This window comes from Saccharopolyspora sp. NPDC049426, assembly GCF_040676935.1.
In the GTDB taxonomy this organism is placed as follows: domain Bacteria; phylum Actinomycetota; class Actinomycetes; order Mycobacteriales; family Pseudonocardiaceae; genus Saccharopolyspora.
On record NZ_JBFAPZ010000009.1, the window covers coordinates 115468 to 133634 of the forward strand.

The window sequence follows — 18167 nt, forward strand, 5'->3', positions numbered from 1 at the left end:
AGGTCAAGTCGGAGACACGGCCGCGCCACGGGCGGGACGGGTCAGTGGAAACGGCAACGTCTCCCGAATCGGCCGACCGGTGAGCAACATCAGCAGGCGGTCCACTCCCAGCCCGAGTCCACCGGTGGGCGGCATGGCGAATTCCAACGAGCGCAGGAAGTCCTCGTCCAACTCCATCGCCTCCGGATCACCACCGGCCGCCTGCAACGACTGCTCGGTCAAACGGCGGCGCTGCTCGATCGGATCGACGAGTTCGGAGTAGGCGGTTCCGATCTCCACGCCGAAGGCGACCAGGTCCCAGCGTTCGGCCAGCCTCGGGTCGTGGCGGTGGGGGCGGGTCAGCGGAGAAACATCGACGGGAAAATCGGTGTAGAAGGTCGGGCGCGTCGTGTGGCGCTCGACCAAGCGCTCGTAGAGCTCGACCACGAACGCGCCACGTGGCCAGTCCGGATCGCAGGAGACCTGCGTCCGCTCGCACAACGACCGCAAGTGTTCCGGCGGAGTCTCCGGGGTGATCTCCTCCCCCAACGCCGAGGACAACGCCTCGTGCACGGTGATCACCGGCCAGCTTCCGGACAGGTCGATCTCCTCGGCATGATCGCCGGTGCCCTGCCGCCGAGCTACCGGCGCCCCGTGCACAGCGGTGGCCGCGGCCTGCACCAGCTCTTCGCACCGCTGCCGCATCACCGTGTAGTCGGCGTGGGCCTGATAAGCCTCCAGCATCGTGAATTCCGGGTTGTGCCTGGCCGAAACCCCCTCGTTGCGGAACGTGCGTCCGAGTTCGAAGACCCGTTCCACCCCGCCCACGCACAGCCGCTTCAGGTAGAGCTCCGGGGCGATGCGCAAGTACAGCGGCATGTCGTAGGCGTTGATGTGAGTCCGGAACGGCTGCGCCGAGGCACCACCGTGCACGGGTTGGAGGATCGGCGTCTCGACCTCCAGGAACCGGTGGGCGGTCAGCGTCGAGCGCAACGCCTGCAAGGCGGCCGAGCGGGCCCGCAACATGTCCCGGGCGTCGGTGCCGACGATGAGGTCCACCGAGCGTGCTCGGGATCGGGTCTCCGGATCGGTGAGACCGGCGTGCTTGTCCGGCAGGGGACGCAGGCACTTGGAGGCCAAGGTCCACTCATCGGCCAACACCGTGGTCTCGCCGTGACGAGTGGTGATGACCTCCCCCTGCACCGAGACCTGGTCGCCGATGTCGATCTCGTTCTTCCACGCTCGCCACCGAGCTGTACCCGTGTCGGAGGTGGTGAACATGGTCTGCAGGTACCCGGACCAATCGCGCAAGGTGGCGAAGCACAACCGCCCGTGGTCGCGCATCAGCACGACTCGGCCGGTGACCGCGGTGCGTTCGCCGGTGCGGGTGTCCGGTGCGGTTCCGGCATGCCGCTCGACGATCTCCGCGCAGGCATCGGTGCGCGGGACCTGCACCGGGTACGGATCGCCCCCGGCTTCCCGGATCTTGGCGACCGTGTCCAGGCGAACCCGCATCTGCTCGGGGACCGATCGCCGACGGGGCTCCTGCTCGTGCGGCTCGATCACCGGCATCCGGTCCTCACCTGGTGCGGCCGCAGCAGGGGTGGCGGAGCCACTCGAACCGAGCAGGGGTACGAACCCCTCGGCCACCGCCGAGGCGAACCCGACACGGGCCAGATCGCGCCGATCGCCGAAACCGATGAACCGAGGCACCCAGTCGGGCTGGTACTTGGCGTTCGAGCGGTACAACGACTCCAACTGCCACCAACGCGAGAAGAACAGCAGGATCCCGCGCCAGGACCGCAGCACCGGACCCGCGCCCAAGCGGGCACCCCCCTCGAACACCTCTCGGAAGACCGCGAAGTTAAGCGAGAGCCGCTGGAGGCCCGCAGGCGTCGCACCCCGCCCACGCCCTCCCGAACGCGCCAGGGAGCTGATCATCAACTCCACCAGCCCGTTGTCGGCGCCGGGCGCTCGGCGCATGGCTTCCAAGGACAGGCCTGTGCGTCCCCACGGCACGAGGGAGAGCATCGCGCACACCTCGCCGTCGGTGTTCACGGCTTCGACCAGCACGCATCCGCCATCGGCCGGGTCGCCCCACCGGCCCAACGCCATCGAGAAGCCGCGTTCGGTGTCGCTTCCCCGCCACCGAACAGCACGGCGGGCGACCTCGGCCATCTCCTCCGCCGAGATCTCCTCCTGCCTGCGGATCCGCGCCCGGTATCCGGCGCGATGCAACCGGTTCACCGCCTGGCGCACCGGCCGCATCTCGCGGCCTTCCAGGTTGAAGGTGGACAGGTCCAGAACCGCTTCGTCGCCCAACCGAAGGATCTTCAAGCCGGCCCGCGCGTAGGCGCGGGCGCCGCGCTCGCCGGCGCCGATCACGGCCGGCCGCCAGGCGTAATCCCGGCACATTGCCAGCCATCGCTCGATCGCCGGTCCCCACGCTTCGGGGTCACCGAGCGGGTCACCGCTGGCCAGGCAGACGCCTGCGACCACGCGATAGCTGATGGCGCCCTTGCCGCTGTTCGAGAAGAGCACCGCCTTGTCCCGCCGCGTCGCGAAGTACCCCAACGAGTCGACCTCGCCGTGATCGGCCAACAACCTCCTCACCCGGCGCTCGTCGGCAGCAGGCAGAACCGAGGCGGTGCGCTGGGATCGGAAGAGCACCGCCAGCGTGGCGAACAGCGTGGCCATCCCGAACGTGCCGAGCACGAGGTTCACCCAGCCCGGAGCTTCCCCGGTACGGGTGATGTCCAGGGTCACCGCACCACCCAGGACTCGTTCGACCGTCCAGCTGAACTGGTCAGCGGAGTCGTGCAACGAGCCTGAGAACGCCGTGACCAGTCCGTAGCCCAGCACGATGAACACCGCGGCGAGTCCGGCGAACGTCACCAGCGCCTTGGGCACGCTGGCACGCTGCACCCGTCCGTAGAACTGCCGCGAGGCCAACCCCAGCACCACCATCGCGGCCATGGTGAGCAGCACGTTCGCACCCAGCGACCACCGCACACCGCTCGGCAGCACCTGCTCGACGAAACCCGGCTCCCACGGGATCGCCAGGACGATCAGCAGCACCAGCCCCGACAGGAGGAGTTGCAAGGCCAGCACCAGCAGCAAGATCCAGTAGGCGATGCGCTTGCGGCGCCCCAACGCCCCTGCCAACACCAGCAGGAAGGCCGCATATCCGAGGTTGGCGGGAGCGGGGAACAGCACCAGGTCGATGAACTCGCGCACCGGCTGCATCCCGCTTCGGAGCGCCGCTCCGACGGCGGCCAAGGCGCACAGGGCCGCGATGCCGACCAATGTCCCGGCCACGATCCGCGGGACTCGAGCCGTCCAGACCGGCTCCGTCGCAGGCACCCACTCGTTCGGCGACCGGCCCACCGATGCTGCCCGACCCATCCGTACCTCCTCCACTTAAGCTGGCATGCAGTGGACGATCGACGCTGACCTCACGACCCTAGGACAGTTCATGCTGGCCGACTCCGATGCCCGGGTTGCGGCCCGGTGGGAGACCCGTGCGATCGCGGGATGCTGCGTGGGCGCCGCTGTCCTCTACAGCCTGTGGCTGCTGGGACCGTGGATCAATCCGGATCTGGACGCGCTCAACGGCTACGTCAGCGAATTCGCCGCCCGTGACCAGCCGGGGAGCCGGCTCTTCCGCATCGGTGACGGACTCGCCGGGTTGCTGGCCGCCGCAGCCGCCGTGGCCGGGATCCGGTCCAGCCGCGGCGGGGTCGTGGGGTGGAGCGGTCTGCTGGTCTTCGGCGTCGCCACCGGGCTGGACGGAGCGCTGACCCCGATGACGTGCGCGAGCTACGTCGACTCGGGATGCGCGGTGCGAGAGCTCGTGGGAGCGCTCCCCGCCACCCACACGGTGCACGAGATGACCAGCTCCGTTGCGGCGCTGGGCATGCTCGTGGCCATGGGCGGGCTGGCCAGGGCCGGTATCGGGCCGCAAGCGCGCTGGGGCTGGGCGTGGTGTTCGGCGACCGGGCTGGCAACGGTGGCGACGCTGGGAGCGCTGTGGATGGGGACGGGAGCCGGCGTGACCCAACGTGCGCAGCTCGGCCTCATCGCGACGTGGCTGATCGCATTGGCCGTCGACCACACCCGCCGTACGCGATCCGCGGGTGGCTTCGATGCCTGAACCACCCGCGGTGCTGCTGACCTCGGGAATGGCCGGTGCTGCCTACGACTGGGAACCGGTCCTGACCGCGTTGTCGGCGCCGCATCACGTGCATCGGCTGGAACGCCCCGGCCTCGACGGGCGCACTCCCCCACCAGGGTTACCGAGCCTGCACGACGAGGCCGACCTACTGAGCGCCGCCGCGGACCGACACGGCGGTGCGGTGGTGGTCGCGCATTCGGTCTCGGCGCTGCACGCCGAGGCGATGGGGCGACGGCATCCGAGCTCGCTGCGCGCGCTCGTGCTGCTGGACCCGAGTTGCGGCAGCGCTTCGCCGCACCCGGAGTGGTCGCTGCTGGCCGCAGAAGCGCTGGGCCGCCATGCGGCCACTTGCATCGCACCGTTCGGACCAGCCATCTGGACGGCCGGTGCGCGTGCGCAAACGTCCCGACCGCTGCCACCGGCGGTGCGATCGGCAGGACGTGCACGATTCCGCTCACCGGCCGCGCTCACCGCAGCATGGCAGGAATACCTCGCCTTCGAGCCGATGCTGCGGGACCTCGCGGTGCTCCGACAGCGCACGACGTTCCCTCCCGTTCCCGTGTGGATTCTCACCGCCGTCGGGGGGATGCGCGCGAGCGCGGCCGTGCGGTGGACGAGGTGCCACACCCGCCTGGCACGGCTCTTGGGTGGCCGCCACCGCCTGCTGCCCCACAGCCGGCACCAGCTGGCATGGGAGTGTCCGGACGTGGTGGTGGAGACCATCGAAGCCGCGACGGAAAGTGGGAGATGAGGACAGGACTGGCGCTGGCGCTGGCACTGGTCGCCCTGGTGATCACCGGCTGCGCGGACCCGGCCAAGGCGATCTCGGCCACCGGGTACCGCAACGCCGTATCCCTGGGCGCTCGGGAGGAGCTGGCGAAGCACGGCGTTCTGCTGCGGCAGCGCCCGGCCTGCCGCAGCACCGGCGCCGAGAACGCCCGTCTCGGCTCCGACTTCACCGTCGAGTGCACGGCTACGACACCGGACAACGCTGCGGTGACCGTGCACGGCGTGGTCACCGCAGCAGGCACCCCGGCCCAACGCGAGGACTACGTCATCCGGCTCGACGGCAGGATGTTCCTGCACGTCAACTGCCTGGGCACTGGCTGCCGGTGACGCCCGCCGGTTCAATCCGGTCGATCACTTTCCGCCGGACGGCGGCGATGAGCCGTCAGCCGGGAACCGCACCACTGCATCGACTGAGGCCGCAGCAGCGAGCACCACCACGGAACTCGATGGCCGTTCCAGCCGTTCGTCGAGTTCGGCGTTTTCGGCAGCCCTGTTGACGAAATGCGTTGTGCTGGGGGAAGTTCGCATGCGACCGGGAAATCGGTGCGCTCGTGGCGTGGACGTGAACGTCGCCGCGAAAGTTTCCTGCCTGCACAACGGTGTCGGCTGATCCCGAGAACACGTTGTTCGCGCCGCCATCCAAGTTCGCAGCTTTGTCCGTACCTCGCCCAATCGTTCACCTGCTGCTGCCATCAAGCCGTGCTTGCGACGCGTTCGGGGCGCGATTGGCCGGGTGCCTTCGATGCCCGTAGACGGTGCGGTGCAGTGCCCCGGGCACGACGGATATCGCTGCGGACCGGCCCGCAGGCCACGGCCGAGCAGACACGCAACGACGCGGTCAAGATGCGAGCCTCACCACCGACTCCACCACCTCGGGCCCGTCTAGCAGCGCGAGATCGTTGTGACCCGCGTTCGCAACGGCCAGCTCGGTCGTGCCCGGCCGCACCCGAGCGACGGCTCGACTCTCCGCCGCAGGAACGATCGAGTCGGCGCTTCCGTAGACGACGGTGACCGGGCACCGGACGTTGCGCAGGTGCATCGCGAGCGGATACCGGTCCCGGATCAACATCCGCACGGGCAAGTACGGGGAGTGACGCTGCCCGACCGAAGCGAGGTCAGTGAACGGCGATCGCAGCACGAGCCCGGCCGGTTCCTCTTTTGCGGCCAGCTCGGTGACGACCGCCCCACCGAGGCTCTCGCCGTAGTAGACCAGCCGGTCCGGTGGCAGGCCGGCTTCCTCGACGAGCCAGCGCAACGCCGCGCCGACGTCCTTCGCCAATCCCTCCTCGCTCGGGTAACCCGGGTTGCCGCCGTACCCGCGGTAGTCGAACAGCAGCACGGCCAGTCCGCGTTCGGCGAGGGCGTCGGCGAGCGGAGCCCGCAACGACCGGTTCCCCGCGTTGCCGTTGGCAACCAGCACCCCCATGCCGCGGTGCTCACCGCGGGCCGGCGCGTACCAGGCTCTCAGTTGCAGCCCGTCGCTGGTGCGCAGCAGCACCTCCTGGGCACCGCTGAGCACCGAGGCGACCGGCGGCGGCCGACCGAACGGGTAGTAGATCAAACGGCGCTGGAAGGCCCAGACGGAACTGAGGGTCACGGCGATCACCAGCCCCACGACGAGCACGTTGCGCAGCACACCCCCATTGTGTGCGGTGTGCTGGCCTGGCGCCGCACGTTTCGGGTTTCGCGATTGTCCGAGCGGCGTGCCCTCGCACGTGGTTCGACCTCGACCTCGACCCATGACACCGGCACACCGATGCACTGATTCGAAGGCCGCAGGACGTCCCCACCGAACCCGGATATGCCAGCCCCTTCCCGCACCAGACGGGGTTCACGAGCCGTCCGAGCCCTCGGCGAGCTCGGTGCACTCGGCCAGGAGCGCTTCGAGCTGGCGGACCATGTACCGGTAGTGGTCGCGCATCTGCCGGAGCCGCCGCTGTTGCGTCTCCGACAGGCCCGCCGCGCGTTCGTGACCGGTCTCGGCCAAAGCGAGCAGCTGGACGGTCTGATCGAGCTGGTGGCGGAGGCACCCCACCCACGCATCATCCCGCCACCGGAACACGAACTGCCTGCTGCCCGGTGGCTTGTCACGCACGACCGTGCCGCTGACGATCAGCAGCCGCGTGGTCTCCGAGACCGATCCCTTGCTCGCGCCCAGCGCCTCCTGAAGCGCGGCGAGCGTCATCGGCTGCTCGGCCAGCATGAGGACGGCGGCCGCACGGCCCGCCATCCGCGGCCAGCCCATCGCGTGACCGATGTGGACTCCGAAGTCCTCGATCAGACTGCTCTCGACATCCGGCCCGGCCTGCGTCATCAACACCTCCGCGATCTTCGATCAGAAAATAATGAAAATTCATTCTTGACTGAACGTTGCGTTGAGGGGCATGGTACCGGCAACGCGGCGGAGGAGGACAGACGTGGCGAATGGCTGGGATCTCATCGTGGTCGGTGCTGGATCGTCGGGCGCAGCACTCGCGGCACGGTCGGCCGAGAAGGGCAAGCGGGTGCTGCTGCTGGAGGCGGGACCGGACTACCGGTCCGCGGACATGCACGAGGCGTGGCGCTCGCCGAACCCGGTGGTCGCCCTGCTCGACCCCACCGCGGCGACGGGCGTCGTCTGGGACGGGGTGACCTCGTCGCGGACGGACAAGCAGCCGCAGGCGCCGTACTGGCGAGGCCGTGGCGTCGGCGGCAGCTCGTCGATCAACGGCCAGATCGCCATCCGGCCCCCGATGGAGGACTTCGACGACTGGGTCGCCGCAGGCTGTGCGGGGTGGAGCCCAGCCGACGTGCTGCCGTACTTCGCCAAGCTCGAGGACGACGAGGAGTTCGGCGACGAGCCCTACCACGGCCGCGGGGGGCCGACGCCGATCTACCGCACCCCGCAGGAGAAGTGGGGCGGTGTCGACCACGCGCTAGCGCAGTCCTCACTGGCGGCCGGTTACCCCTGGGCTCCCGACGTGAACGCACCGCACACGACGGGCACCTCGCCCTACCCGATCAACTCCCGGTCCGGACGTCGGGTTTCGGTCAACGACGCCTACCTGGAACCCGCTCGCGAGTTGTCCACTCTGGCCATCCGCGGCGACGCGGTGGTGGACCGGGTCCTCTTCGTTGGCCACCGCGCGGTGGGGGTGCGCGCGGTGGCCAACGGGGTGCCGACGACCGAGTACGCCGACACGGTGGTGCTGTCCGCGGGCGTCATCCACTCCCCCGCGATCCTCCTGCGGTCCGGCATCGGCCCGGCCGCGGAGCTGCGCGCGCTCGGCGCCGACGTGCTGGCCGATCTCCCGGTCGGGCGCGGCATGCAGGACCACCCGATGGCGTTGTTGTCGCTACCGCTGACCGAAGCGGCGGCCATCAAGTCGCCCCACGACCGGCACACCAACACCTGCGTGCGCCTCACCTCGAGCACCGAGGGAATCGCGAACGACCTGATGTTCGTGTCGAACAACCAGAACGTGCTGGCCATGGCCACCGCCGACACCGGAACACGCTCCGGCGCGTACGGGGTCTGGCTCAACCACAGCTTCTCCCGCGGCGAGCTCTCCCTGACCTCGCTCGACCCCACCGCGCAACCGCTGGTGCGCGAGCGGATGCTCTCCGACGAGCGAGACCTGGCACGGCTCCGCGAAGGCGTGCGGGCGATGGTCGAGCTAGCGCTGCGGCCCGAGACGTCCGAGTTCCTCGCCGGGTCGGTGGAGGACGACAACGAGGCGTTGTTCGGCGTGCTCGACCACGACGGCGAACTCGACGATCACCTGCTCACGACCGTCATCGACGCCCAACACGGCACCAGCACGTGCCGGATGGGGGCACCCGGCCACACCGACGCCGTGGTCGACCCGTCCTGCCGGGTGCTCGGCGTCGACGGACTGCGCGTGGTCGACGCGTCCATCTTCCCGTCGGTGACCCGCGCCAACACCAATCTCGCGGCGATCATGGCCGGCGAGCTCATGGCTGACCGGCTCGACTGACCCAAGGAGCGCTTCACCGTGAAAAAGTTGCGGAATCTCGTCGGCGGAGCCTGGCAGGACAGCCGATGCGACGAGTGGCTCGACCTGGTCAACCCGGCCACCGAAGACGTCATCGCGCGGTTCCCCGCCGGATCACCGTCCGATGTGGACGACGCCGTCGCCGCGGCCGCGACCGCGCAGACCGAGTGGGCCGCCCTGCCGGTCGCCGAGCGCGTCGCACGCATCCACGCCTGGGCGGACCTCATCGCCGACAACGCCGACGAGCTGGCGGAGCTGGAACGCCAGGAGATGGGCAAGCCGGCAGGCATCGGCCGCGCCTTCATCGACAGCGCGGTCGCCGGACTCAAAGCCGCTGCCCAGCAGGCAAATTCCTACCCGTTCGAGGACACCGTCGCCCATCCGGACGGGGCCAAGACGCGGATCCTGCGCACACCGCTCGGTGCTACCGCGGTGATCACGCCGTGGAACTTCCCGGTCGCCATGGTGCTCGGCGCGCTGGGGCCGCTGCTCGCAGCGGGCAACACCGTCGTCGTCAAGCCGTCGGAGCGGTCGCCGTACTCGACCGCGCGGCTCGTCGAGTTGCTGAGTCTCCCCGCAGGCGTTGTGAACCTAGTGCTGGGCGATGCCCGCGCGGGCGTGCCGCTGGCCGAGCACGAACAGATCCAGCTGGTGCACTTCACCGGATCGGTCTCTGCCGGGCGCAAGGTCGGCGCAGCGGCAGGAGAACGGCTGCGTCGGACGGTGCTCGAACTCGGTGGCAAAGACCCCGTGGTCATCGACGCAGACGTGGACCCGGTGGCCACCGCGAAGGCCGTTGCGTTCGGGGCGTTCGTCAACACCGGCCAGATCTGCACGTCGATGGAGCGCATCTTCGTGCACCGGGACATCGCCGTCCCATTCGTCGAGGCGCTCGTGGCGGAGGCCGGGAACTACCCGAGCGGTTCCGCGCTGGGCCCGCTGGTGGACGCACGGCAGCGCAACGTCGTGCACGGGCACGTCGAGGACGCAGTGGCCCGCGGCGCCTGCTTGCGGACCGGCGGCAGCGTGCCCAAGGGGTCTGGCTTCTTCTACCCGGCCACGGTGCTGACCGATGTCGACGACTCGATGCTGATCATGAACGAGGAGACGTTCGGGCCGGTCGCACCGGTGGCCGTCGTGTGCTCGTTCGAAGAGGGCCTGGAGCGCGCGGCCCGGTCGCGTTACGGGCTGGCCGCGACCGTCTACACCGGCGATGCCGCGCACGCCGACGCCGCGGCCCGCATCCCTGCGGGCGTGGTGTGGGTGAACCAGTGGCAGGGCGGCGGCCCCGAGCGGCTCTACGAGCCGGCAGGCGACAGCGGTCTGGGCGCCACCGGGGCGCAGGCGGCCTACGACGCCGCGACCCGTCCCGCATCGGTGCACATCGCGGCCCCGGTGCTGCCGTGAAGGACACCATCCAGCAGCGGATCCAGGAAGGGGGCGAGGAACTGGTCGGCCTGTCCCACCGGATCCACGCGAACCCGGAGCTCGCGTTCGAGGAGGTCCGCGCCAGCCGCTGGGTCGCCGACGCACTTGCCGGCGGCGGTTTCGACGTGCAGCACGGCTGCTACGACCTGCCGACCGCGGTGCGGGCCACGATCGGTTCGGGCCCTGTCCACGTGGGGATCTGCGCCGAGTACGACGCACTGCCGGACATCGGGCACGCATGCGGCCACAACGTTATCGCCGCGGCCGCCGTCGGTGCGGGACTCGGGCTGGCGAGCGTGGTCGACGATCTGGGCCTCACCGTCACCGTGCTGGGCACCCCGGCCGAGGAAGGCGGAGGCGGCAAGATCCTCATGCTCGAGCGCGGCGCGTTCGAGGGCCTCGACGCGGCGATGATGGTGCACCCGGCCGCGGTCGAGATGACCGCGATGCCTGGCACGGCGGTGTCACAGCTCGACGTGTCCTACGAAGGACGGCCTTCGCACGCGGGCGCCTACCCGGAGAGGGGGATCAACGCCGCGGACGCCTTCGTGGTGGCCCAGACGGCGATCGGGCTGCTGCGCCAGCAAACCCGCAGCACCGACAAGATCCACGGCGTCGTCACCGAAGCCGGCACCACGGCGAACGTCATCCCCGAGACGAGCCGGGGACGCTGGATCGTCCGTTCCGACACGGCCGAGGACCTGGCTGCGCTCAAGGACCGGGTGCTGCGGTGCTTCGAGGCCGGTGGGCTGGCCACCGGGTGCGACCTGTCGACCGACCACGTCGCCCCCGACTACGCGGACCTGCGCCCGGACCCCACCCTGCTGGCCCTCTACCGGGCCAACGCCGTCGAACTGGGCCGCGCCTTCCCCGACCTGCCGCCCGGTGCCGGCGGCGGCGCGGCCACCGATATGGGCAACGTGTCCCACCACGTTCCGACGATCCACCCGATCCTGGGGCTGGACTGCCTGCCGGCCGTCAACCACCAGCCCGAGTTCACCGCGGCCGCCGCGACGGGCGCGGCGGACCGAGCGGTCCTCGACGGAGCGACGGCGCTGGCATGGACCGCTGCGGACCTGGCCTCGCGAGGTGCGAGGCCGCCGAGCTGACTCCTCCCCGCCACGCGAGTTCTCGTTCATGCGCGCGAGTCGAGCTGCGTGTGAGGAGGTTCGAGTTATCCGCTTGTCGAAGCTGGAGCACCACTTCCTGCCCGGCGTCGACCGGATCCTTCGGGTGTTGACTCAGCTCGCACCACCGAGGGTTCTCAGCGGCCCTCTGGTCAGGCCAACCACAAGGCCGAGCATTGCCTGTGACTCCCGGAGCCAGAGGACCGCTGAGGTGCCCTCAACGTCGTCTCAGACTCGGTCGGCGGCGATGAGCAGGTACTGGAAGCTGCCGGAGGTGTAGGCGTCGATGAAGGTCTGCTCGATGCCGGTCGCCAGCGGGGACTTCGCCCGCAGGCGCCAGTAGGGCAGCGTCATCTCGGTCATGTCGACCACCTCCGTGGGCACCAGCCTCTTCGCGGCCATGGCGCGGAAGTAGTTGGAGCGCGGGTGGATGTCGCAGATGTAGTGGGCGTTGATGGTGGACACGGCGCGCGAGGGCAGGCCGTAGACGTCGTTGTAGCAGCCGGTAATCGTCACGTAGCGGCCACCGCGCGCCAGCAGCCGGGAGTGCTCGGCGAACAGGTCGTGCAGGTCCACGTACATCGTGGACTCGTTGTTCCAAATCGCCTGCATGCAGCCGGATTCGAACCCGGTGCCGAGCATGTTCTTCAGGTGGAACGCGACCTTGCCCTCGACCTCGCGTTCCTTCGCCTGCTCGTTGGCGAACTCGACCTGCTTGCGGGAGATCGAGATGCCGTCGACCTGGCAGCCGAACCGGTCGTGCGCCATGAAGCAGGAACCGCCGCGGCCGCACCCGGCGTCCATGATCCGCTGATCCGGTAGCACCTCGCCGAGGTGGTCGAGCAGGAACACGGCCTGCTGGGTCTCCAAGCGGTGCAGTTCCCGGGTGGTTCGTTCGCGCGCGGTGTCCGGATCGCCCTCCACGACCGACCAGTCCGGCTCACCGATGCCGTAGTGGTGGTGGAAGTAGCCGTCGACCTCGCCGAGCTCGATGTTGACCGGGTTGGCCTCCTTGTTCCAGTAGTCCGCGACACTGCCCTGGTAGTGGCTGGCGACAGAGGTGTTGGTGCTCATCGTCCGAGTCCTCCCTTGTTACGCGGCGTGGCGCGCGGTCGTGAAGTGCCAGTGCCTGCATCCGGCGATCCACGCTCACAGGCCGGTCAGGTAGCGGGCCACCGCCGGATCCGGAAGGGCCGCGGTGGTGCGTTCGGTGTCGGTTTCGAGTTCCTGGATCAGCTCGTTGTGGACCTCGCAGGACTTGATGAACGCTTCGTCGAGCGGGATGTGCTCCTCGGCCCGGATCGCGGCGGGGAGGTTGAACGGCAGCCCGGGGCCGCGGATCTCCCGCTCGCAGGAGGCCAGATCGTTGTGCAGCGTGGCGATCAGCGAAGCGCGAGCGGTGCAGTCCTGCACCAGTGGGTGGGCGTAGAGCTCCGGCGGTATTTCGTAGCCGTCGAGCATGTCGGTGAGCGCGAGGCACGGCCGGAACGAGTTCATCTGCCGGTTGGCGAGGTACTGCCAGACCGGGGGCAGCCGGTTGATCAAGCGCCAGCCGTTCTCCGCGTTGTAGCCGAGGTAGAGCTGGGCGATGTCGTGCGTGGTGCGCCGCGCCTGGGCGGGCGTGCTGAACCTCTTGAGGTCGTTGAACGCGTCGTGCTGCGCCCGCAGCACCGGGTCGTCGTTCCGGCGCTTCTCCCACAGCGCCTGGTAGGTGCCGGTCAGGCACGGGGCGTCGATCGCGGACTGGGCCATCGAGAGGTTCGGCCCGATCTGCTGGTCGTCGGCGGCGCGGCGGCTGTTGGTCTCGCAGAAGTAGTCGTCCACCACGGTCTCGGCGATGATCATCTTGGTCGCCGCGGTCATCCGCTCGACGTCGTCGCCGCCCGGGTGGCACAGCGTGATGCCGCGCCCGGGATCGTGGTCGTAGACGCCGGCGACGTTCTCCTCGGTGCCGAGGTCCATCTCGTTCATCCAGACGATGACCCGGCGGTTGAGCTCCGCGGCCAGCTCCGGCCGTTCGGGCGGCGTCGGCGGGCAGTACAACGGCGTCGTTCTCCGCTGCGTGCCGGAAGGCGTGCATGCGCTGGTGCCCCACACCCCGTCGGTGTGCTGCTGCCGGGAGGGCACCGGTGTGTCGTGCTGGACGAGCTCGATCACAGGGGCTCCTCCCGTCCGATCTCCACGTGCTCCAGCAGGCCGACCGCATCCGGGACCAGCGGAGCAACGCTGTAGTAGGCGGTGACCAGGTAGCGCACGATGGCCTGCTCGGTGATGCCCATGAACCGCACGTTCAACCCCGGCTGCACCTGGTCGGGCAGCTCCCCGGGCCGCAGCCCCACGACGCCCTGCCGGCCCGCACCGCGCCGCATCGCGATGATCGTCGACGTGTTGTGCTCGGTGACGCCGATCTTGCCCAGCGGGTACACCGGGACACCGCGCCAGGTGAGGGCTTTCGAACCGTCGCTGAGCTCGGTGGCGTCGACCACCAGCCCGCGGCGGTTGCACTCCCGCAGGAACGCCGTGATCGCCTTGGGGTGCGCGAAGAACGCATCCGTGGATCGCCGCATGGATAGCAGGTCGTCCATGTCGTCCGGCGTGGGCGGCCCGCCGCGGGTGGAGATCCGCTGGTCGAAGGCCGTGTTGTGCAGCAGCCCGAAGTCCTGGTTGTGCACCAGCTCGTGCTCCTGCGTCTCGCGGATCTCCTCGATGGCGAGCCGGATCTGCTCCTCGGTCTGGTTCATCGGCTGGTTGTACAGATCGGCGACTCGCGTGTGGACCTGCAGGACCGTCTGCGTCAACGACAGTCCGTACTCGCGGGGGGTCAACTCGTAGTCGACGTAGCTCCCGGGCAGGCCGACCTCGCCCGCGTGGCCTGCGGAGAGGGCGACCTCGGCCTCGCCCTTGCGGTTCTGCGGGAGGTCCCGCCGCCGTGCGAACGCCGCCAGGTGCGTGCGCAGGCTCTCCGCGTTGTCGCGCAGTTCTTCGAAGGCGTTCCAGTTCAGCACCAGGACCGTGCCCGAGGTCGCGCAGCGCAGCGTGGCCGACCAGGTCGGCTCGTCGACTCCGACCGCTTCGTCACCGACCTGCGCGCCATCGGTGATCACACCGAGTTTGTCGACGGTCCCGTACTCGCCTGTCGCGAGCCGCTCGATCCGGCCGTGCGCGACGATGAACACCTCCCGGACGGGGTCTCCCTCCGCCGCGAGGACTTCGCCGTGCTCGACCGTCCGAGGCGTGAACAACCTGGCGAGCCGCGTCAGCACGTCGACGTCGGAATAGCCGCGCAGCGCGGGCAGTTCGGCGAGCGTTTCCGGAACGACCCGGACGTCGGTTCCTTCCTGGACGAACGCCACGCGACCGCGGCCGATCTTGTGCTGCAGGCGCCGGTTCACCCGGTACGTCCCGGCTTCGACGGTCTCCCACGGAAGCTGGTTGAGCAGATGCCGAGAGCTGATGTTCTGCATCTGCGGAGGCGTCTTGGTCGTGGTCGCCAGCAGACGCGCCGCCTCGGTCTGCAGCGATGAGAATGGAACGTCAGGGGGTGCAGTCACGTCACGAACCTTTCGTCGGTGAACTCGACTGTGCAGCCGTCAGGCGCCGAGGAGTTCTCGGCGCCGCGGAAAGGGGTTGTCGATGTGGTCGCCGCGAATTCAGAATTTGTTGCGCAGCAGATGAACGCGGTTCACGATATGTGAATTCGATTGCGTGGAAACGACGTTTTCGCCCACGGGTTTCCGGTGTCGATCTGGCCGGAGACGAGTCTATGGCAACGATTTTCGCGCATGTATAGATAATTGTGTGACGGCCATTCGTGGCGTCCACATCGTTTTCCAATCGGTTCGTGCGTGCGACCGCGCATTCTGCGGCGAAGCTGAAAGCGATGATGTTCGGGAGAATTCCGGCCGACCATCCCGAACCGTTCTCGCGCAGCGCGCCGAACCGAGCCGGATCGCCGGCGCGTGCTGGTTCAGCTCCTCGACCACGTGCCCTCGGCGTGAGCCGGGGCGCGGCGCCCGAGCCGACTGCGGTCGAGGTCTACACTTGAGGCGGCAGTGATGCGCGTCACTGCACAGCGAGCTGACCGTGAGCTGGTGGTGACATGACCCGGCGTCTGGGCAATCTCCCCGGCTCGGAGACCGTCACCAGCTTCGTCGGCCGTCGGGCGATGGTCAGCGAGATTCGGACGCTGCTCGGGTCCGCCCGGCTGGTGACTCTGCTCGGCCCCGGTGGGATGGGCAAGACCCGGTTGGCCATTCGCGTCGCCGAGACAGCGCACCGGGCTTTCGCGGACGGCGTCTGGCTCGTCGAGCTCGCCGAGCTCAGCGATCCGGCCCTGACCGATCACGCCATCATCGACGCCCTCGGCGTCCCGGACCGGTCGGCGGAGTCCGCCGAGGAGGTGCTGGTCGAGCACCTGCAGGACAAGAACCTGCTCTTGGTCATCGACAACTGCGAGCACCTGCTCGACGCGTGCGGGGACCTGATCGCCGCCGTGCTTCGCGCGGCGCCCGGGGTGCGCATCATCGCGACCAGCCGCGAAGCGCTGCACGTCCCCGGGGAGCACGTCGTCCCCGTGCCGCCGCTCAGCTTCACCAACGACGAAGGTCGCGCGGACCGCAACCCCCTCAAGTACGAGGCGGTCGAGCTGTTCGTCCAACGGGCGGCCGCCGCGGTACCCGGGTTCACCCTCGATGCCGAGAACCGCGAGGTCGTAGCCAGGTTGTGCGCCCGGCTCGAGGGGATGCCGCTGGCCATCGAGCTCGCTGCGGTGCGGCTGCAGGCGATGGGCGCCACCGAGATCCTGGACCGCCTCGAAGACCGCTTCCAGGCGCTGTCCACCGTGATCCGGGGCGCACCGGCCCGCCAGCAGACCCTGCGCGCGGCGGTGGAGTGGAGCTACGCGCTGTGCTCGCCCGCCGAGCAGACCGCGTGGGCGCGGCTGTCGATCTTCCCAGGAGGGTTCGACCTCGACGCGGCCCTCGCCGTCATCGGGCACGACTCCCTGACCGCGCACGAGGCCACGGACGCGGTGACGGGCCTGGTGAGCAAATCGGTCGTGCTCCGCCAGACCCACAGCACCGGAGCCCGCTACCACATGCTGGAGACCATCAGGCAGTTCGGCCGGGAGCTCCTCCACGGCAGCGACGCCGAGCTCGACGTGGGCCGGCGGCACATGCACCACTTCGCCGACCTGGCCGCTCGCGCCTGCCAGGACTGGTCGGGACCGCGGCAGCGGGAGTGGTCCTCGATGCTGCGGCGCGAGCAGGTCAACTTCCGGGAGGCGCTGCGCTTCGGCTTCGACAACGACGCGGACCCGTCCGTGGCCGTGCGGACGACGGTGGACCTGCGCCACCTCTGGGTCATGGGCGCCAGCCGCGAGGGCCGGGAGTGGATCGACAAAGCTCTCACCGCGCTCCGCGCCGACACGCCGCTGCGGGCCAGGGCGCTCTGGGTGGCGGGATGGGTCCGCCAGGTCCAGGGCGAACCGATCGGTTCCACGGCGATCTTGACCGAGTGCGTCGACGCCGCCAGGCGACTCGGCGATCAGGTGACGCGCGCCCGAGCCGAGCAGTTCCTCGGCGTCAACGAGCTGCTCGGCTACCACCTCGACGACGCGGAGACGCTGCTGTCCGGTGCCCAAGCGACGTATCGGTCGCTCGGAGCTGCGGACTCGGAGTCGCTGATCGGGTTGGCCGCCCACGGCTGGCTGCGCCTGATCGAGGGCGACAGCCAGGAGGCCGAACGGATCGCCGAGGAATGCCGCCGGCTCAGCCGGGACATCGGCGAAAGCTGGGCGGCGACGTGGGCGCTGTGGGTGCTGGGGCTCATCGGCTGGACCCGTTCCGACGAGATCCTCGCCACGGCGGCGCTGCGCGAGGCCATCGAGATCAAGCGAGAGCTCGGCGACTGGCTCGGCATCCCCTGCTGCGTGGAGGTGCTGGCCTGGATGCTGGCGGAATCCGGCCAGCACCGGCGCGCAGCCCGGCTCATGGGCGCGAACCGGGAGCTCTGGCTACCGATCGGCCAGCCCATGTTCGGCTTCATCACCTACCTGGAGGCCCACGAGAACTACACTGCCACCCTGCGAGCGGCGCTGGGCGATGCGCAGTTCGAAGCGGAGCACACCGCGGGCACCCACCTCTCCCCGGACGCCACCGTCGACTACGCGCTCGGGACACCTCGACAGACCCGCAGGGCCGATTCCTCACCGCTGACCCGCAGGGAAGGGCAGGTCGCACAACTCGTGGCGGAGGGACTGACGAACCGGGAGATCGCCGAGCACCTGATCATCTCACCGCGCACCGCCGAGGCGCACGTCGAGAACATCCTGAGCAAGCTGGGCTACACGTCGCGGGCGCAGATCGCCACCTACGTCCGCGCCGATCTCAGCCCTGATTCCCGTCCGGCTCAATCCCGGTGAGCCGGACATCCTGGCGCATCGCGGGGTGAACGTCGTCGAGGTCCGGGACTCGAGCGTCCGCGGGCAGCCGGGGCACGGCAGCCATGCCCACCGCTACGCGGACCGCCTCGAGGTGGGTCCGGCAGACGGTGCGAGCGCGGTCGGGCCCAGGCCGGGCGCGGGTGCCCACGGAGTCGCAGATCCAGTTGCCGGTGCACGGGTTGCGATACACATGGGATGTCTGTTGCGGCGCATGACTTGTGTTTCGAGGCGAG

At 69.5% G+C, this 18167-nt stretch carries 14 protein-coding genes; 8 read left to right on the forward strand and 6 right to left on the reverse strand.

What is annotated here, in order from left to right:
* Positions 1-3 precede the first annotated feature (3 nt).
* Positions 4-3384, reverse strand: a complete 3381-nt coding sequence (gene lysX / locus AB0J78_RS20590; RefSeq protein WP_363791316.1) for a bifunctional lysylphosphatidylglycerol synthetase/lysine--tRNA ligase LysX — start codon at positions 3382-3384, stop codon at positions 4-6.
* A gap of 25 nt (positions 3385-3409) precedes the next feature.
* Here lysX and AB0J78_RS20595 point away from each other — a divergent pair, with 25 nt between their 5' ends.
* Genes AB0J78_RS20595 through AB0J78_RS20605 form a run of 3 tightly spaced genes read left to right on the forward strand, consistent with a single transcriptional unit; the run spans position 3410 to position 5269 of the window.
* On the forward strand, positions 3410-4132 hold the full coding sequence (locus AB0J78_RS20595; RefSeq protein WP_363791318.1) for a DUF998 domain-containing protein: 723 nt from the start codon (positions 3410-3412) through the stop codon (positions 4130-4132).
* Positions 4125-4904: an alpha/beta hydrolase gene (locus AB0J78_RS20600; protein WP_363791320.1), complete on the forward strand. Its 780-nt coding sequence runs from the start codon at positions 4125-4127 to the stop codon at positions 4902-4904. Before AB0J78_RS20595 ends, AB0J78_RS20600 begins: the two co-directional genes overlap by 8 nt.
* Positions 4901-5269 (forward strand): hypothetical protein, encoded by a 369-nt coding sequence (locus AB0J78_RS20605; RefSeq protein WP_363791322.1) that lies wholly within the window; start codon positions 4901-4903, stop codon positions 5267-5269. The genes AB0J78_RS20600 and AB0J78_RS20605 overlap by 4 nt, the downstream gene beginning before the upstream one ends.
* 511 nt (positions 5270-5780) lie before the next feature.
* Here the strand turns inward: AB0J78_RS20605 and AB0J78_RS20610 are convergent.
* Both AB0J78_RS20610 and AB0J78_RS20615 read right to left on the reverse strand, forming a co-directional pair.
* Positions 5781-6578 (reverse strand): alpha/beta hydrolase, encoded by a 798-nt coding sequence (locus AB0J78_RS20610; protein ID WP_363791324.1) that lies wholly within the window; start codon positions 6576-6578, stop codon positions 5781-5783.
* Positions 6579-6773: 195 nt separating this feature from the next.
* Positions 6774-7256 (reverse strand): hypothetical protein, encoded by a 483-nt coding sequence (locus AB0J78_RS20615; protein WP_363791708.1) that lies wholly within the window; start codon positions 7254-7256, stop codon positions 6774-6776.
* Between the two features lie 103 nt (positions 7257-7359).
* Between AB0J78_RS20615 and AB0J78_RS20620 the strand changes: the two genes are divergently transcribed.
* Genes AB0J78_RS20620 through AB0J78_RS20630 form a run of 3 tightly spaced genes read left to right on the forward strand, consistent with a single transcriptional unit; the run spans position 7360 to position 11474 of the window.
* Positions 7360-8919 (forward strand): GMC family oxidoreductase, encoded by a 1560-nt coding sequence (locus AB0J78_RS20620; RefSeq protein ID WP_363791326.1) that lies wholly within the window; start codon positions 7360-7362, stop codon positions 8917-8919.
* 18 nt (positions 8920-8937) lie between these two features.
* The gene (locus tag AB0J78_RS20625; RefSeq protein ID WP_363791328.1) at positions 8938-10344 is read left to right on the forward strand and encodes an aldehyde dehydrogenase family protein; all 1407 of its coding nucleotides are present in this window, start codon (positions 8938-8940) and stop codon (positions 10342-10344) included.
* The gene (locus AB0J78_RS20630; RefSeq protein WP_363791330.1) at positions 10341-11474 is read left to right on the forward strand and encodes a M20 family metallopeptidase; all 1134 of its coding nucleotides are present in this window, start codon (positions 10341-10343) and stop codon (positions 11472-11474) included. Before AB0J78_RS20625 ends, AB0J78_RS20630 begins: the two co-directional genes overlap by 4 nt.
* Positions 11475-11720: 246 nt before the next feature.
* On the opposite strand, the gene AB0J78_RS20635 is transcribed toward AB0J78_RS20630, so the two are convergent.
* The 3 genes from AB0J78_RS20635 to AB0J78_RS20645 form a co-directional block, all read right to left on the reverse strand.
* Positions 11721-12566 (reverse strand): geranyl diphosphate 2-C-methyltransferase, encoded by an 846-nt coding sequence (locus tag AB0J78_RS20635; protein ID WP_363791332.1) that lies wholly within the window; start codon positions 12564-12566, stop codon positions 11721-11723.
* 75 nt (positions 12567-12641) lie between these two features.
* Positions 12642-13649, reverse strand: a complete 1008-nt coding sequence (locus AB0J78_RS20640; RefSeq protein ID WP_363791334.1) for a 2-methylisoborneol synthase — start codon at positions 13647-13649, stop codon at positions 12642-12644.
* Entirely contained in the window at positions 13646-15043 is a 1398-nt protein-coding gene (locus AB0J78_RS20645) for a family 2B encapsulin nanocompartment shell protein (protein ID WP_363791336.1), read from the reverse strand. Before AB0J78_RS20645 ends, AB0J78_RS20640 begins: the two co-directional genes overlap by 4 nt.
* A gap of 18 nt (positions 15044-15061) precedes the next feature.
* On the opposite strand from AB0J78_RS20645, the gene AB0J78_RS20650 reads away from it, so the two are divergent.
* Both AB0J78_RS20650 and AB0J78_RS20655 read left to right on the forward strand, forming a co-directional pair.
* Positions 15062-15187 (forward strand): hypothetical protein, encoded by a 126-nt coding sequence (locus AB0J78_RS20650; RefSeq protein ID WP_363791338.1) that lies wholly within the window; start codon positions 15062-15064, stop codon positions 15185-15187.
* A gap of 404 nt (positions 15188-15591) precedes the next feature.
* The gene (locus AB0J78_RS20655; RefSeq protein ID WP_363791340.1) at positions 15592-17913 is read left to right on the forward strand and encodes a LuxR C-terminal-related transcriptional regulator; all 2322 of its coding nucleotides are present in this window, start codon (positions 15592-15594) and stop codon (positions 17911-17913) included.
* Positions 17914-18167: the final 254 nt, after the last annotated feature.

What these genes read in the sequence shown, in the direction of transcription:
- lysX (WP_363791316.1), bottom strand. Translation starts at nt 3,384, where the DNA reads ATGGGTCGGGCAGCATCGGTGGGCCGGTCGCCGAACGAGTGGGTGCCT.
- AB0J78_RS20595 (WP_363791318.1), top strand. Translation starts at nt 3,410, where the DNA reads ATGCAGTGGACGATCGACGCTGACCTCACGACCCTAGGACAGTTCATG.
- AB0J78_RS20600 (WP_363791320.1), top strand. Translation starts at nt 4,125, where the DNA reads ATGCCTGAACCACCCGCGGTGCTGCTGACCTCGGGAATGGCCGGTGCT.
- AB0J78_RS20605 (WP_363791322.1), top strand. Translation starts at nt 4,901, where the DNA reads ATGAGGACAGGACTGGCGCTGGCGCTGGCACTGGTCGCCCTGGTGATC.
- AB0J78_RS20615 (WP_363791708.1), bottom strand. Translation starts at nt 7,256, where the DNA reads ATGACGCAGGCCGGGCCGGATGTCGAGAGCAGTCTGATCGAGGACTTC.
- AB0J78_RS20635 (WP_363791332.1), bottom strand. Translation starts at nt 12,566, where the DNA reads ATGAGCACCAACACCTCTGTCGCCAGCCACTACCAGGGCAGTGTCGCG.
- AB0J78_RS20655 (WP_363791340.1), top strand. Translation starts at nt 15,592, where the DNA reads ATGACCCGGCGTCTGGGCAATCTCCCCGGCTCGGAGACCGTCACCAGC.